Raw genomic sequence first — 14,750 nt, forward strand, 5'->3', positions numbered from 1 at the left:
CAGAATTACAATGATAACGGTAGAAATTACCTTTCTTGATTTCTTGTCATAAAAATTCATCTTATTATCCTCCCGTGTGTGGAAATGATTTTATCAATCAGTCTCGAGGCTTCATTTTTCGTAAGTGTATCCATGGACACATCTAACGTTATTTTATGATATTTTATCAAATCATTCAAGTATCCTTTTTGCGCAGGCGTCATTGGTCCCTGCTTCTTGGCCCTGTACACAAGAGGGCTGGGAGCAAAGAGCTCCGCCGGACTGTCCGGAAATTCCCGCGCGAGGCGCTGATACAGCTCCATGGCCGCACAGGCGTCGTCCACAGCCCGGTGCGCCCGCTCATGAGCTATGCCGTAGCGGCAGCAGAGGGCTGTCAGGCTTTTATGCTCCGCATCCGGGAGCAGCCTTCTGGCAATCTTCAGTGTGTCGATGCCTGTTTTTTCGAACTCCAGTCCGAAATTCACGGCATTTTTCTTTACAAAGCTGTAATCAAACAGGATATTGTGTCCCAGAAGAGGCAGATCCCCGCAAAACTCCACCAGCTCAGCTACCGCAGTCCGGGTATCCCTTCCGCCTGCCGCCATCTCATCCGTGATTCCGGTCAGCTCCTGGATTCTGGCGCTGATCCGAATTCCCGGATTCAGAAGCGTCCCGTACCTTTCCCTGATTCTTCCGTTTTCTACCTTCACCGCCCCAATCTCAAGGATCCGGTCTTCTGCCGGGCTTAAGCCTGTCGTTTCCAAATCAAGCGCGATGTAGCTGTCAGTCAAGCCGTTCACCTCTTTTGTCCTTCTCTTTACCGCTCCGGGGCTTTCATCAGCTTCCCATTAGCCTGCCCCTTCCTCTCTCCAGACGCTTAAGCAGGCGTCTCCGGTCAGCGGATTTCTCTTTTCGTAATCAAATATCAGATAGATCAGATCCTGCTCTCCAAACAGGACCGCCGCGTTTTCGCGGCTCAGCGCTTCCACATGCACCTGCTTCGGCGCCCGCTGCCGGATTTCCCGCAGCGTTTTCTTATATGGATCTGGATCCGGCGCAAAGGACGGCCGGGCCTTCGCCCGCTCCCTCAGATAATAATCTATAGTCAGAAGCTCCCGGTACCTGTCCTCATCCTCCGGAAAATGCTCCGAGGCAAAGCCCAGAAGCAGCTCATATTTGCGTACACGCGAAGATTTCTGCCCCTCCTGATTCCTCTCATAATACAGAGCCAGCTGCTCAAAAAATGCAAAGGCCGACGAAAAACGGGGAATCAGCTGCCCGAGCGTCATTCCGAATTGATGACTATTATAATAGATTTCCACCATTTCTTCAATCATCTTCAGCCGTAAAATATCGGAAAACGGAAGCCAGGGCGTGAAAAGCACCTCGTAAGGCGGCTGGCTCCGGTACGCAATTCCATATTTCCGCGCGTCCTCATACATGGGGGCCCCTTTGAGCACCTTCAGAAAGCCCAGCTGAAGCTGCTCCGGCTTCAGCGCAAAGACCTGGTCAAAGGAATGGCCAAAGCTTTCATAGTCCTCAAAGGGCAGGCCTGCTATCAGATCCAGATGCTGATGAATATTTTTTCCATCCCGGATTCGCTCTACGACCCTTCGCAGCCGTTCCAGATCTGTGCTGCGGCGCACTGCCTTCAGCGTCTCCCGGTTCGCCGACTGCACGCCAATCTCCAGCTGCACCAGCCCCGGCCTCATCCGTTCCAGCAGGGCCAGCTCTTCTTCATCCAGAAGCTCTGCTTCTATCTCAAAGTGGAAATTGGTAATCCCATTGTCGTGCTCCAGGATATAGCTCCAGACCGCCATTGCGTGGCTCTTCCGGCAGTTGAAGGTCCGGTCTACGAATTTCACCTGAGGCACCCTTCGATCCAGAAAGAACTGCAGCTCCCTGCAGACCTTTTCTATATCCCGGAACCGCACGCTTTTTTCTATGGAGGACAGACAGTAGCTGCAGGAAAACGGACATCCCCGGCTGGACTCATAATAGATAATCCGGTTTTCGAACTCCGCCAGCTCCCCGTAAGGGAACGGCAGAGCGCTCAAATCCGGCAGAGGCGCGGGCGTATTTACGCGGATGAGCCGGGCCGCGCTTTCCACAGGCTCCCGAAATACAAGTCCGGGAATTTCCGCAAGGTGCTCTGTATCAGCCTGTCCGGCTGCATAACACTCTGCCAGCAGCCGGAACGTCTCCTCTCCCTCTCCGCAGAGAATCCCGTCTGCTGCCGGATTCTCCCGCAAAAATTTCTCCGCATCGTAAGACACCTCCGGCCCGCCCAGCCAGACGGGCACCTCCGGCATGATTTTCTTACAATTCTCCGCCAGCTCCCTCACATATACGATATTCCAGATATAACAGGAAAATAACAGGACGTCCGGCTTCCGCAGAAAAATATCCCGCAGAATTTCCTCTGTCCGGTGGTTAATTGTAAACTCTGCGAGCTCGACGGAGAACGGCTCATGTTTATCTGAAGCAGGCGCCGCAGCAAGAGCTGCGGCGCGCAGGCTGTAGACAGCGAGATTGGAATGAATATATTTTGCATTGATGGCAGTCAGTAAAAATTTCATTTATGTTCCCGTTCCTCCTGCAATACCCGGATGCTTTCCAGAATCGGCTCCAGATACCTTTTGTTCCGATGCCGGCTTAAGTCCCTTACACTTCAGCCGTTTTCAAATCAAATCTATTGTAACACACCAGCCCAGGTATCCAAAGCCTTAATTTTTCATTTTACCCGGGACGCCAAAACAGGGGTCCGTCCTCTGCTGTTCCGCTATCTGCACACCGCGGTCTGGCTGACAATATCAGAATATACCTCCACGCCTGGCGTCCGGCAGACATACAGCGTATCCCGGTGCTCGCCTCCATGGGTCAGAAGCTGCGTCAGCAGGTTCTCTTCTTTCAGGAAACGCTCCGGACAGAAGCCTACATCCTCCTTCTCCGCAAACAGCGCCGCATAGAAGATGCCCGTCTCCACAAGATCCTGGAAGAAATGGCTGCCGTAGGACAGCTCCGGCATCAGTCCCAGCGCGGACGAGGAATACTCGCACATGACCTGAACCCTATTCAGCTCTGTAAAATGGACCGGCACGCCCAGAGAGGGCGTCGTAGTCCCGAAACGTCCGGGGCCGATCAGCATCAGATTTTTGTCTCCCAGCTTCCGGTTCAGCTCTCCGATCAGACGGGCGATGGTGTATTTCTCCTGCTCGCTCTTCCCCGCATAGCCTCTGGCGTCCACGTAGATCACATAGTCGATGGGAAGGCGCACGTTTCCGCCCATAAAATTCCCCTTCGTATAGAAAATGCAGTCGTCTTTTCCGGTAATCCTCGGAAGCTCCACCGTTTTCCCAAGCCCCTTTGTCTGCAGGGGCCGGCACTGAAGCAGATTGATGCGGAAGCTTCCGTCCCTCCGGAAGTTCGCGGTAAATTCGATATCCACCGGATAATCATATTTCCGGGCCAGGAGAGCCAGCACGTCCCGCATCAGCCCCGGAAACGGCGTATCCTTAAGAAGCTTCCGGAAGTTCAGGGAATAGGGCGGTTTCCGGTTCCGGTAGCCCAGCTCCCGCAGCCTCTGATACTCGTCATAATCCATCTGGGCGAAAATGCTCTTGTCTGTCTTGATATCCAGAGCCAGGGCGTCGTCCAGATCAATGCTCATAAACCTGTTTTCTCTGAGGTTCAGCACATCCACATAATGCTGAGAAAATTTCCGCTCGTCACCGGCCTGAATCAGGGGCGTGCGCAGGGGATCGTCCAGCGTCACAATCCGCGCATAGTCTCCGATAATCCGATCCACAGCCCGGGTTCCCAGACCGAATACCAGGCGCAGCATTCCCGCATTCATGTCGATATCCTTATCCCATACATAAAGGTTTGAGGAATTCCCCATGCCGGCCAGATGGGGGAAGAAATAATCTCCGAAATAGTCTCCCGACACCCGCTGAACCAGCACTGCCATCTGCTCATCCTTCTGAGCCAGCCCGCGGCTCACACGGTACTGGAGCGCATCCTCATTCATGGTGCTGGCATAGACCGTTTTCACGGCGTCCTCAAAGGCGCGCAGCCTCTCCTCCGGGGAGCCCTGGTTCGGACAGAAAACGCTCTCGTATTTTCCGGCGAAGGCATTCCCGAAATTGTCCTCCAGAAGGGAGCTGGAACGGACGATAATCGGCGACTGTCCATAGTATTCCAGCATCCGCACGAAATGATCCCGAATCATCTCCGGGAAGCTTCCTTCCAGAATCCGTTTCTTCAGCTCCGGCGCATAAGTAAAATACCCTTCCTTCGTCTTCTGCCTGGTCCGCAGGCTCCAGCAGCCGTTCTGCACAATATAGGTATAGAAAATGTCCGCGCCCAGATAGTAGGAATCGTTGGGCTCCAGAAGGGGCTGGAAACGGGCCGCGTCCGCCGGATCCTTCACCAGCATCCGGCGGGCCAGAAGCATACCCACGCTCTTTCCGCCGATATAGCCGCTGCCAATCTCCCGGCAGGCCACCCTGACCACGTCCTCCAGTGTAAAGTATTCCACACAAAGATCATAAATCCGGGAATTTTTCCCCACAAGAAGCTCCAGAAGCAGGCGTTTTTTCTCCTCCTGCAGCTCTCCGCTTCCACTGCGGGCGTCCGCGCAGCTCTTTACGATCTCCTCCCAGTAATCCCGCTTTGTCTCCCGATACGCCAGATTGGAAAAGAGCTCCGCCGTCTCCGCGGAGGCTGTGATGGAGACAGCCTCCTGTTCCTTCAGCAGATGCGGCAGAAACATGGTCGGCGAATACCGCTGCCACACCTTCAGCGGGTGCACATAGTAATTTCCTTCAATGTGATAGAGCTCCAGAAGCAGCTGGGTCGTCTCGCGGATCCGGGCAATCGTATCATAGGTATGGGCGTTCCGGATCAGCGCAAAATAGGCAATGGTATTCAGCTCATACAGATATGGACAGGTCACCTGAAAGAAGTTTCCAATCATCAGATCCGAATGCCAGGCATCCAGAAGAAAGGTCAGGCTGTCGAACACATAGAAGGCGTCCAGACCCGCCTCTGTGATAATATCCCGGATCTGGGAAGCGAACGCCTCAAAGCCCTGTCCCGAATCCACCTCGCAGACCCGTATTCCTTCCGTATCGCGCAGGATGGGTTCATGGGACGCAAACCGGATGTAGATCATGTTTCTCTGATCCCGCTTTGCCTGCGCGATAAAGGCATCTGTCATATACCGGTAATCTTCGATGGAATCCACCTGCCATACCACGTTGTCTCCCATGCGGAGCATGTCAATCATCTGATCAAAGCCTTTGATTCCCGTACTTGCCCGTTCATGCATTCTCTTCATCCTCCTTCTGCATCCTGTTTCTCTGAATTCTGCTCCTACGAATCCTGCTTCTGAACGAAACCGGAAGCGGATCTTCTGTGTTTCCGCGGCTTCCCTGGATTTGGGGCAGGACAGATTTTCTGCCTGAAAAAAGAAAACGGCGATCCCGGCGGACACCCCTCAGGGCATCCGCCGGAAACCGCCTCTTCGCGTTTTCTCTCTATGCACTTTTCGTACCGGCCACGCCTTCCCGCCGCCCGGTCATTCTGCGCCGTGCCGGCGGCTGGCCGGTTGGAGCGGGGTCCCCCGCCCTGGCACACCTTCTTTACTGAATACCAGTCACCTTGTAATCCTTATCCTCTACAGCCTTCTTCAGCACATCGTCCGCCACCTCAGCGTTCAGCGTCACAACCGCCGTCCCCTTTTCATGGCTTACCACAGCCTCGCTTACCTGGGGAAGCGCCTCCAGAGCCTTCTTAACCGCTGCCTCGCAGTGACCGCACATCATACCTTCAATTGTAATCGTTTTTTCCATCGTTGTCTTCTCCTTTTTTACATTTTGTTTGATTTTTTTATCTTTACTCGCGTCATGCACCTTAAACCAGTTAAGACGCAGGGCGTTTGTTACCACGCAGAAGCTGGACAGGCTCATGGCCGCCGCGCCGAACATGGGGTTCAGCTGCCAGCCGAAAATCGGAATCCAGACGCCCGCTGCCAGTGGAATGCCGATGACATTATAAAAGAATGCCCAGAACAGATTTTCATGGATATTCCGAAGAGTTGCCCGGCTTAAGCGGATGGCCGCAGGCACATCGCTTAAGCGGCTTTTCATCAACACCACATCGGCCGCGTCAATAGCGATATCAGTTCCCGCTCCGATGGCGATTCCCATGTCGGCTCTTGTCAGGGCCGGAGCATCGTTGATGCCGTCGCCTACCATGGCTACCTTGCCCTTCTCCTTCAGGGCCCGGATAACGCTTTCCTTTCCTTCCGGAAGCACGCCGGCAATGACCTCGTCCACCCCGGCCTGCTTTCCGATGGCCCTGGCGGTTCTCTCGTTATCGCCGGTCAGCATCACCACATGGATTCCCATATTCTGAAGCTCACGCACTGCCTGCGGGCTGTCTTCCTTGATGACGTCCGCCACGGCGATGATGCCAAGGAGTTTTCCATCCTTTGCGAAGAACAGCGGCGTCTTTCCTTCCTCCGCCAGCTCTTCCGCCTGCCGGCGCACGGCGTCTGTGACTTCCGCCGTCTGGCTGATGTATTTCAGATTGCCTCCGGTCAGACGGCTGCCGTCCAGCTCTCCGGTCAGGCCGCCGCCCGGCACTGCCTGGAAATCCGTCACTTCCAGATCAGACTGCACACCGCGTTCCCGGCCCGTCTCAAGAATCGCGTTTGCCAGCGGATGCTCGCTCTTCTTCTCAAGGGCATAGGCCAGGGTCAGGAACTCTTCCTCTGAGGTTTCTTCCGCCGGAAGGATGTCGGTGGTCTTCGGCTCACCGCTGGTGATGGTTCCTGTCTTATCCAGAGCAACAATCTGCATCTTTCCGGTCTCCTCCAGGGAAACCGCCGTCTTGAACATAATGCCGTTCCTGGCTCCCATTCCGTTGCCCACCATGATGGCTACCGGCGTCGCCAGTCCCAGAGCGCAGGGGCAGCTGATGACCAGAACAGAAATGGCCCGTGCCAACGCAAAGCCTATGGTCTGACCTGCCACCAGCCACACAATCAGCGTCACCACAGCAATCGCGATAACCGCCGGGACAAAGACTCCCGATACCCGGTCTGCAATCTTCGCAATAGGCGCTTTGGTTGCAGCCGCGTCGCTGACCATCTGGATAATCTGGGAAAGGGTCGTGTCCTCGCCCACGCGGGTCGCCTCACAGCGGATAAAGCCCGAGTGGTTCAGGGTTGCCGCAGATACGGCGTCGCCCGGCTTTTTGTCTACGGGAATACTCTCCCCGGTCAGCGCCGATTCATTGACCGCGCTGCTGCCCTCCAGCACAATGCCGTCCACGGGTATATTTTCCCCGGGCCGCACCACAAAAATGTCGCCTTTTCTGACCTGGTCGATGGACACCTCCACCTCTTCTCCGTCCCGGACGATCACGGCTGTCTTCGGCGCCAGCTTCATCAGCCCTTTGAGCGCGTCCGTGGTCTTTCCCTTGGAATGGGCCTCCAGCATCTTTCCGACCGTAATCAGGGTCAGAATCATAGCTGCGGACTCAAAATAGAATTCATGCATGTAAGACATGACGCCTGCCATATCGCCGTTCATCTGTGCCGCCGTCATGGCAAAAAGCGCATACAGGCTGTATCCAAAAGATGCTGCCGAACCAAGCGCCACCAGCGTATCCATATTGGGGGCCCCATGAATCAGCCCTTTGAAGCCGCTGATAAAAAACTTCTGGTTGATCACCATGACGATGCCCGTCAACAGAAGCTGGGCGATTCCGATAGCCACATGATTCTCCGCCAGCGCCTCCGGCAGCGGCCAGTTCCACATCATATGTCCCATGGACAAATACATCAGCGGAACCAGGAAACAGAGCGAGGCAATCAGCCTCCGCCGAATCTTCGGCGTCTCCGTATCCTTCAGAAAATCGTCGTCCGCTCCCGCGGCGGCGGAGACGTCTGCGGCTCTGCCGGAGCCAGCTCCGGCACCGGCGCCGGCGCCTCTGGCGCCCTTGACAGAGGCGCCGTAGCCCGCCGCCTCCACGGCGGCGATGACGGCCGCCTCGTCCGCCGTGCCTTCCACTCCCATCGAGTTTGTCAAAAGGCTTACGGAACAGGAAGTCACTCCAGGCACCTTGGAGACAGCCTTTTCCACTCTCGCGCTGCAGGCCGCACAGCTCATACCTGTCACATTATATTGTTCCATAATCTCTCCTCCTCACTCCATGCAGTTTACCATATCATTTACCGCATCAGCTTCTGAAGCACCGCTACCAGCTCGTCAATCGTCTCATCATTGCCATCCCGGATATCCTCTGCCACGCAGGTTCGGATATGATTGGCAAGCAAAACTTTATTAAAGCTGTTCAGCGCCGCGTTGACCGCTGACACCTGTACCAGTATGTCCGGACAATAGCAGTCACTCTCCACCATTTTCCGGATTCCCCGCACCTGGCCCTCGATCCGGCTCAGGCGGTTAATCAGATCCTTATATTCCTTCTCTGTACGCTCCTTCGTCTTGTGGGAGCAGCAGCATTCCTTTTGTTCTTCCATACCTGTCACCTCTTTTTTCCAGAATTCCCGCTGTGGGAGCCGCTGAATACTTCTGCCTGTACGTTCCGCTGCCGAATCGGCCGGTTCAACAGCATTTCACCGTATCATATTCCGCCGCTTCAAATACGCCCCAGGGGTATCTCTGTTTGAGCTCATTATATACCCCATCAGGGTATTTTGCAAGAGGAAATTTTATCAATTCCATTGTTTTCAGTACTGCCGTATAACGTTATAATTTATACAGAGATTTTTCTTTTTCACGCAACCAGCGTCTGTTTTTGTCGGCTTTTAGTTATAGAAGGGGGAATTTTATATGGAAGACAGCAAAATCATCGAACTGTACTGGCTGCGGGACGAATCTGCCATTCAGGCAACCAGCCGGAAATACGGACCCTATCTTTTTAAAATCGCATACAACATTCTGACCGATACCCAGGACAGCGAGGAGAGCGTCAATGACACCTATCTCAAAGCCTGGAATTCCATGCCGCCCCACAGACCAGGGCTTCTCCCGGCCTTCCTCGGAAAAATCACCCGGGAGCTGTCCATTGACCGGCTTCGTTACCGGACTCGGAAAAAACGACTGGATTCAGGATACATGCTTGCCCTTTCCGAACTGAAGGAATGCGTATCCGGCACTGATACGACGGAACAGCAGACATCAATGCTTTTACTTGCGGAATCTATCAGCTCCTATCTCCGCAGTCTGTCTCCGGAGGCGCGGAGTCTCTTTGTAGGGCGCTATTTTTATCTGGATTCCGTTCAGGAAGCGGCCGCTTATTGCGGAATGAGTATATCAAAAGCTAAAAGCCTGCTGCACCGGACCCGCAAAGGACTGAAGGTACACCTGGAAAAGGAGGGATTTCACTTATGAAAGCGGAAACCATTCTTGACTCTCTGAATTTTCTGGATGACGAAATCATTATCGAAACTGACAGACTCCGCAAAGCTCCAAGACAGGTGCGCTCCAAACGGCCCTGGCTGAGATGGGGAGCCGCCGCGGCCTGCCTTCTGGCCGCCCTGTGGATGACCTCAAAGCTCTGGCCTGCCGCCCGCCTGGAGCCCTCCCCGGCTTTTCCGGACCCTTCCTCTGAGTCTGCAGACTCTGCTCCCGAGGGAAGCACTCCCGAATCCTCAAACATCTCCGATCCCTCTCCCACGGAAGATGTTTCCGAGTCTTCCGGCCTTGCCCCGGAAGCAGGGCTTCCTGAGTTTTCAGATCCTTCGCCGGAAGCAGAACTGCCCGACCTCCCTGTCCTGACTGTCTCAGATATCTCGGCAGACGACATGGGATTTGAGGGACTTATGGCCTTCGATATCTCTGAGCTGACAAATGCCAATCCCTGGACGGAAGACGTTTCTCTTACAACGCTGCCCGTTTACCGAAACCACCAGAATTATGAAGAAAACTATTATCCGGTCGACGTCGACTGGGAGCAGATGAATGAGCTTCTGCTGGAAACCGCAGGAAAGCTTGGCATGGATACCGGCTCTCTTAACATCGCAAAGGAATCTGGCTGGTCCAATTATTTGAAAACAGAACAAGACGGAACGGTCATCACAGTATGGTCCTCTATGGAAATTCAAATAAATTTTGAACCGGCCGTATCACTTCCTGAGCAATATCATTTTACTCACTATTCTACTTATGAAGAGCTCGCGCAGGCTGCTGAGTATTTGCTCTCTGCTTACAGCCATCTGCTCGCCCTGGACAATCCCCGCCTGAACATCAGCGGAGGCGGTTATGACATTTACCTCCGTCAGAGTTATGAGCCGGAGTTTTTCGAAGCCGGAAGCAGCCTGGAAGAGGAGATCATAAATTATAATTTTTATCCCATCCGTTTATCCTGCGACGGCGCAGGACGACTGATGATCATCCGCATTTTCCGGCCCGATCTGTCAGGGAAAATCGGAGACTATCCTGTGATCACGGTTCAGGAGGCCGCCGCGCTTCTGGAAAGCGGAAACTACATTACCTCCGTCCCCTACAGCATTTCAGAAATGAAAGATGTAAAAAAGGTGGAGCTTGTGTACAAAACCGGAGATTACGAGACATATTACATGCCCTATTACCGGTTTTACGTGGAGCTTTCGGAAGAGGAACAGGAAAACGGCCTGAAGACCTACGGCTGTTATTATGTGCCTGCTGTAAACGGACGATACCTTGAGGTTGTACCTTCAGAAAGAGGCTTTTTTAACTAAACCTCCTGCCTCTCAATCCGCTTTTTCTGATAGAACGGCCTTGACGTACTCTAATTATTTTCTTATTCTAAAGGAAGATAAGCGAGAGGACGCGGTCTCAGAGATTCGAGTCCCAGAGATACGGAACACACAAAAATTTGTACAGAACAGAAGGATGTGAGATTTATGACCAAGCTTAACCAGGTACAGCTCCATGCAAAGCCAGTAATCTGCGGCGCCTGCATGGAGTAGTCATTGCCGCAGAAGCTTAATGCTGGCTTTGCCGCCTGAAGATTATCTCAAGGAGGGAGCCCGCATGAAATACATCAACGCAAAGGCGCTTCTTCCCGATGAGCTGGTCCGGGAGCTGCAGAGCTACATCCAGGGCGGATATATCTATGTCCCTGCGGATCCGGCGCATCACAGGCAATGGGGAGAAGCATCCGGCTGCCGGCAGGCACTTAAACGGCGAAACCGGAAAATCACAGAGGAGTACCGGAAAGGCTCCTCCGTGAATGAGCTGGCCGAAAAGTACTGCCTGTCTGTACATGCCATCCGAAAAATCATATATCAGAAAACAGAATAACCATCAGGGGGCTGCGGCAGCGCAGCCCCCTGGTTTTATAAAAAACAATTCGGTACCGACTGGTAGATAGAAAAACAGCTATGACAGCGGTATCATAAAGAGGAAACCACAAACACTCTGCAGGGAGGAAATCGTATGTGTACCCGTTTTGTCTACCGCGGCAGCGATGTCATTACCGGCTTCAATTTTGACATCAGCCTTGCCAAATGGAACCATCAGGTCATAAAAGAAAAGGAACGTTTTTATATCGGCATCCTGCGCCCCGACGGAATCCGTCACTCCTATCACGGCGTGAATCAAAACGGGAACGCCGGAACGCTGCTATATGTCCATGGCAGCCCAGCTGGAGCGTACCTGGAATCTCCTGATTGCATGACAATAGCCGATCTGACAGAACAGTTCATCCAGGCGCAGATTACTTTTGACGCTGCTCTCTGATTACCAACTATTCTCTGCTTGCGCCGGAAAGTACCCGCCCCTTCCTGGTGCCAGGGGACAATCGCTGCGAGAGAGCCTCACAGCTGCTGAATGGATATGGAAACCACTTCACTGTTTCCGATGCATTCTCTGTTCTGCGCGCCGTGCGCCAGGAGGGCCCCTGGGCTACCAGGGTTTCCTTTGTATATTCCGCAAAGGAGCATACTGTATACTATGTGCAGAACAACCACTTTGATCAGATTTCCCAATATAAATTTCCCTGTGCCTGAGAGAAAGGAGAATCTATGGAGCCGGAAAAGGTCTATCCCCGCGCAGGTGATCCGGACACCGTATATCTGAAACATGTCGTCACTGACCCCGGCATCACAGTCGGTGATTTCACGATATATAACGATTTCGTCCGCGATCCACGCTATTTTGAAAAGAATAATGTTTTATACCACTATCCAGTCAATCAGGATAAGCTTGTGATTGGGAAATTCTGTTCCATCGCATGCGGAGCGAAATTCCTGTTTAACAGCGCAAATCACACGCAGCAGTCGCTTTCCTCCTACCCCTTCCCGATCTTTTATGACGAATGGATGCTGAACATTCAGAATGTGACATCCGCATGGGACAATAAAGGGGATATCCGGATCGGAAATGATGTCTGGATTGGATATGAAGCCGTTATCATGGCCGGCGTTTCCATTGGAGATGGTGCGATTATCGGCGCCCGGGCCGTCGTCACCAGGGATGTGCCGCCTTACACCATCACAGGCGGTGTTCCTGCAAAAGCTATCCGCAAACGCTTTTCCGATGACGTGATATCAGAGCTTCTGAAGCTTCAATGGTGGAACTGGCCAGAAGAAAAAATCAGGCAGCACATCCCAGATATTCAATCCGGGCGGATAGACTGCCTGCTTTCCTGAAAATTTCTGAAGAATGCAGGCGCAGTCGAAAAAGCAGGCGCGGGCAGAAATCTGCCCGCGCCGTCTACAGCTGCAAAAGGGCTTCTTTGCCCTTTCTTATATCAATTTGGTTTATTTTAAATCCGCGCATTCTGCTTTGAACCATGAACAGAGCCGTTACCTCTGCAGCCGGCTCGGCCCAGGCTGCCTCGCGGCACACAGGAGCTTCCGCTTAGGGCTGCTTCATTCCTGACCTGACCCGGTTCGCAGATTCCTGTTGCGCAAGACCCAGGCGTCAGTGCTGCTTACAGAGGGCTGCACAATGTTCATTAAGTCCGGGGCAGAATATCACCCCTGCTGTAGCGGATTGCAGGTACAGGGCACCGCTAATTCCCCGGCTGCGCGGAAATTTTATGACAAAATGAAACTGTTGTTACAGTATATCCTGTTCCAAATTATTTGTCAATATTTTTCTGCCGGCGGAGCTGCTTCCTTTTTCCGCCGGAGCTCTTTAAAAAATTCCGTCAGCATCCTGCCGCATTCTTCTCCAAGGACCCCCCGCTCCACCTGAACCTGATGGTTAAACTCCGGCATTTCCAGAAGATTGAGCACGGAACCTGCGCATCCCGCTTTGGGATTCATGGCCCCTATCACAACACGTCCCATCCTGGCCTGCACGATAGCCCCAGCGCACATCTGGCAGGGCTCAAGCGTAATGTACATCGTACAATCCTCGAGTCTCCAGTCTCCCGTTTTTTTGCTGGCTCTGCGGATTGCATTCAATTCTGCGTGGGAAAGCGTGTTCTTGTCCGTATTTCTGCGGTTATAGCCTCTCGCTATGATCTTATCGTTTTGCACAATCACACAGCCGATTGGTACTTCCATCAGCGCCCAGGCTTTTTTGGCCTGGCGCATCGCCTCTTTCATATATTTTTCATCTGCTGTCATTTCTGCTCTACCTTTTCCTCCGTGCCATTCTCCTGCCTGCCGCCGCTATTTCAGCAGCCGGCACCAATAGCCGAAATTTTCGCCCTGCCCATCAGGCCCCTTCATCACCTTAAATTCCTCAAATCCAAACATAGACGCAAGCATCTGCTCCTTCTCATTATAGATTCCCGGAACACCTATGTAATAGTCTACCTGCGACTCTGTCTGTCTCCGAAGCAGAAGAAGGTGGTGGTGCTGATAAAATCCATGGAGCAGAAAGCTGTTATTTCCCAATCCCCACTTATCCCTTGGAATCCGGGACAGCTCACGGTTTCCGAGACGAATTCCCAACAATACGCTCCCGCTTGCATCCTGGTAGCGGACGGCAGGAAAATGTGAAATCAAGTACTCCCACTGCCTTCTCCTGGGATCCTCCGGCATGCCGGAAGCTCTTTCCGGCTGTCCTCTCTGCGAGCCCTGCTCTTCCAGACTTGGACGGACAGCTGCCATCTGGGCCGCCTGAATTGTCTGCTGTGTTTCCTGGACTATCTGCCGCTCTGTTTGGAATGCCTGCCTGTCCGTCTGAATCGTCTGGCGTTCTGCGCTTACTTCCGAAATTATCTCCGGAACATTTTTCCGAGAAGTCTCCGGACGCTCAAACGCTTCTCTTCCGTCCTCCTTTTTTCCAGGAGCTCCGGCATCCCGGTCCCCCCTTCTCCCTGTATGGGTTCCAATATTCTTTTCTGAATTTTCTTCCACACGAGCCAGCCTGGCAGACCTCTCAAGGGGTCTAAACCGCCCCACATCCACCGGATAGTCGTCCCACTCCGCGGCAAACACACGGTTCTCCCCTTCTATATAGATTCCCCGGCTTTCGTCCAGGCTGAAGGCCCCCATCAGGCTGTCCGTCTCTGTGACGCCATTCCATTCAAGCGCCCCGTTCCGGCTTTCCAGCTCTCCCAGATACTGCCCTTCCAGCCGCTCCTTTCTCTGCGTAAAAACATAGACACGGTACGGCCTTTGCCTGTGTGCATAAAAGCCTTTCACATGAACCCAGATTTTACATTCGCCGCCCCGGGCGTTTACCTTTACGAAGCCAGTATTTTCTCCCTTTTCTCCCTGATCATATCCGTAAATGTAGGAGACAAACCGTTTATAGTCAGACAAAGAATCCCTCCCTTTCTCTTATTTACTAAGA

At 53.2% G+C, this 14,750-nt stretch carries 12 protein-coding genes and 1 other RNA gene; 5 read left to right on the forward strand and 8 right to left on the reverse strand.

Annotated elements, in window-relative coordinates; genetic code table 11:
* Positions 1 to 56 precede the first annotated feature (56 nt).
* The 5 genes from B5E77_RS10960 to B5E77_RS10980 form a co-directional block, all read right to left on the reverse strand.
* Positions 57 to 770, reverse strand: coding sequence for a 3'-5' exonuclease (locus B5E77_RS10960; protein WP_087165417.1), 714 nt, complete (start codon positions 768 to 770; stop codon positions 57 to 59).
* A 57-nt stretch (positions 771 to 827) separates the two neighbouring features.
* On the reverse strand, positions 828 to 2,558 hold the full coding sequence (locus tag B5E77_RS10965) for a B12-binding domain-containing radical SAM protein (RefSeq protein WP_087165418.1): 1,731 nt from the start codon (positions 2,556 to 2,558) through the stop codon (positions 828 to 830).
* 203 nt (positions 2,559 to 2,761) lie between these two features.
* A complete protein-coding gene (locus B5E77_RS10970; protein WP_087165485.1) occupies positions 2,762 to 5,311 on the reverse strand; it encodes a PEP/pyruvate-binding domain-containing protein in 2,550 nt (849 codons plus the stop codon).
* A 313-nt stretch (positions 5,312 to 5,624) separates the two neighbouring features.
* On the reverse strand, positions 5,625 to 8,183 hold the full coding sequence (locus tag B5E77_RS10975) for a heavy metal translocating P-type ATPase (protein WP_087165419.1): 2,559 nt from the start codon (positions 8,181 to 8,183) through the stop codon (positions 5,625 to 5,627).
* 38 nt (positions 8,184 to 8,221) lie between these two features.
* Positions 8,222 to 8,530: a metal-sensing transcriptional repressor gene (locus B5E77_RS10980; protein ID WP_087165420.1), complete on the reverse strand. Its 309-nt coding sequence runs from the start codon at positions 8,528 to 8,530 to the stop codon at positions 8,222 to 8,224.
* Between the two features lie 313 nt (positions 8,531 to 8,843).
* Here B5E77_RS10980 and B5E77_RS10985 point away from each other — a divergent pair, with 313 nt between their 5' ends.
* From B5E77_RS10985 to B5E77_RS11005, 5 genes are all read left to right on the forward strand, one after another.
* Positions 8,844 to 9,404: an RNA polymerase sigma factor gene (locus tag B5E77_RS10985; RefSeq protein ID WP_087165421.1), complete on the forward strand. Its 561-nt coding sequence runs from the start codon at positions 8,844 to 8,846 to the stop codon at positions 9,402 to 9,404.
* Complete coding sequence (locus B5E77_RS10990) at positions 9,401 to 10,732, forward strand: hypothetical protein (protein WP_087165422.1); 1,332 nt, start codon at positions 9,401 to 9,403, stop codon at positions 10,730 to 10,732. The genes B5E77_RS10985 and B5E77_RS10990 overlap by 4 nt, the downstream gene beginning before the upstream one ends.
* 295 nt (positions 10,733 to 11,027) lie before the next feature.
* Positions 11,028 to 11,297, forward strand: a complete 270-nt coding sequence (locus tag B5E77_RS10995; RefSeq protein WP_204248046.1) for a CD3324 family protein — start codon at positions 11,028 to 11,030, stop codon at positions 11,295 to 11,297.
* Positions 11,298 to 11,432: 135 nt separating this feature from the next.
* Positions 11,433 to 11,735 carry a hypothetical protein gene (locus B5E77_RS17790; protein ID WP_330394682.1) on the forward strand — a complete coding sequence of 101 codons (303 nt, stop codon included), beginning with the start codon at positions 11,433 to 11,435 and terminating at the stop codon, positions 11,733 to 11,735.
* Positions 11,736 to 12,019: 284 nt separating this feature from the next.
* Positions 12,020 to 12,646: a CatB-related O-acetyltransferase gene (locus tag B5E77_RS11005; RefSeq protein WP_087165424.1), complete on the forward strand. Its 627-nt coding sequence runs from the start codon at positions 12,020 to 12,022 to the stop codon at positions 12,644 to 12,646.
* Between the two features lie 122 nt (positions 12,647 to 12,768).
* On the opposite strand, the gene ffs is transcribed toward B5E77_RS11005, so the two are convergent.
* From ffs to B5E77_RS11020, 3 genes are all read right to left on the reverse strand, one after another.
* An RNA gene (ffs, locus tag B5E77_RS11010) (signal recognition particle sRNA large type) lies at positions 12,769 to 13,031 on the reverse strand.
* Positions 13,032 to 13,087: 56 nt separating this feature from the next.
* Positions 13,088 to 13,573, reverse strand: coding sequence for a tRNA adenosine(34) deaminase TadA (tadA, locus tag B5E77_RS11015; RefSeq protein ID WP_087165425.1), 486 nt, complete (start codon positions 13,571 to 13,573; stop codon positions 13,088 to 13,090).
* Between the two features lie 45 nt (positions 13,574 to 13,618).
* A complete protein-coding gene (locus tag B5E77_RS11020) occupies positions 13,619 to 14,719 on the reverse strand; it encodes a DUF6128 domain-containing protein (RefSeq protein ID WP_087165426.1) in 1,101 nt (366 codons plus the stop codon).
* Positions 14,720 to 14,750 lie beyond the last annotated feature (31 nt).

The organism is Lachnoclostridium sp. An131, assembly GCF_002160825.1.
GTDB lineage: Bacteria > Bacillota > Clostridia > Lachnospirales > Lachnospiraceae > Laedolimicola.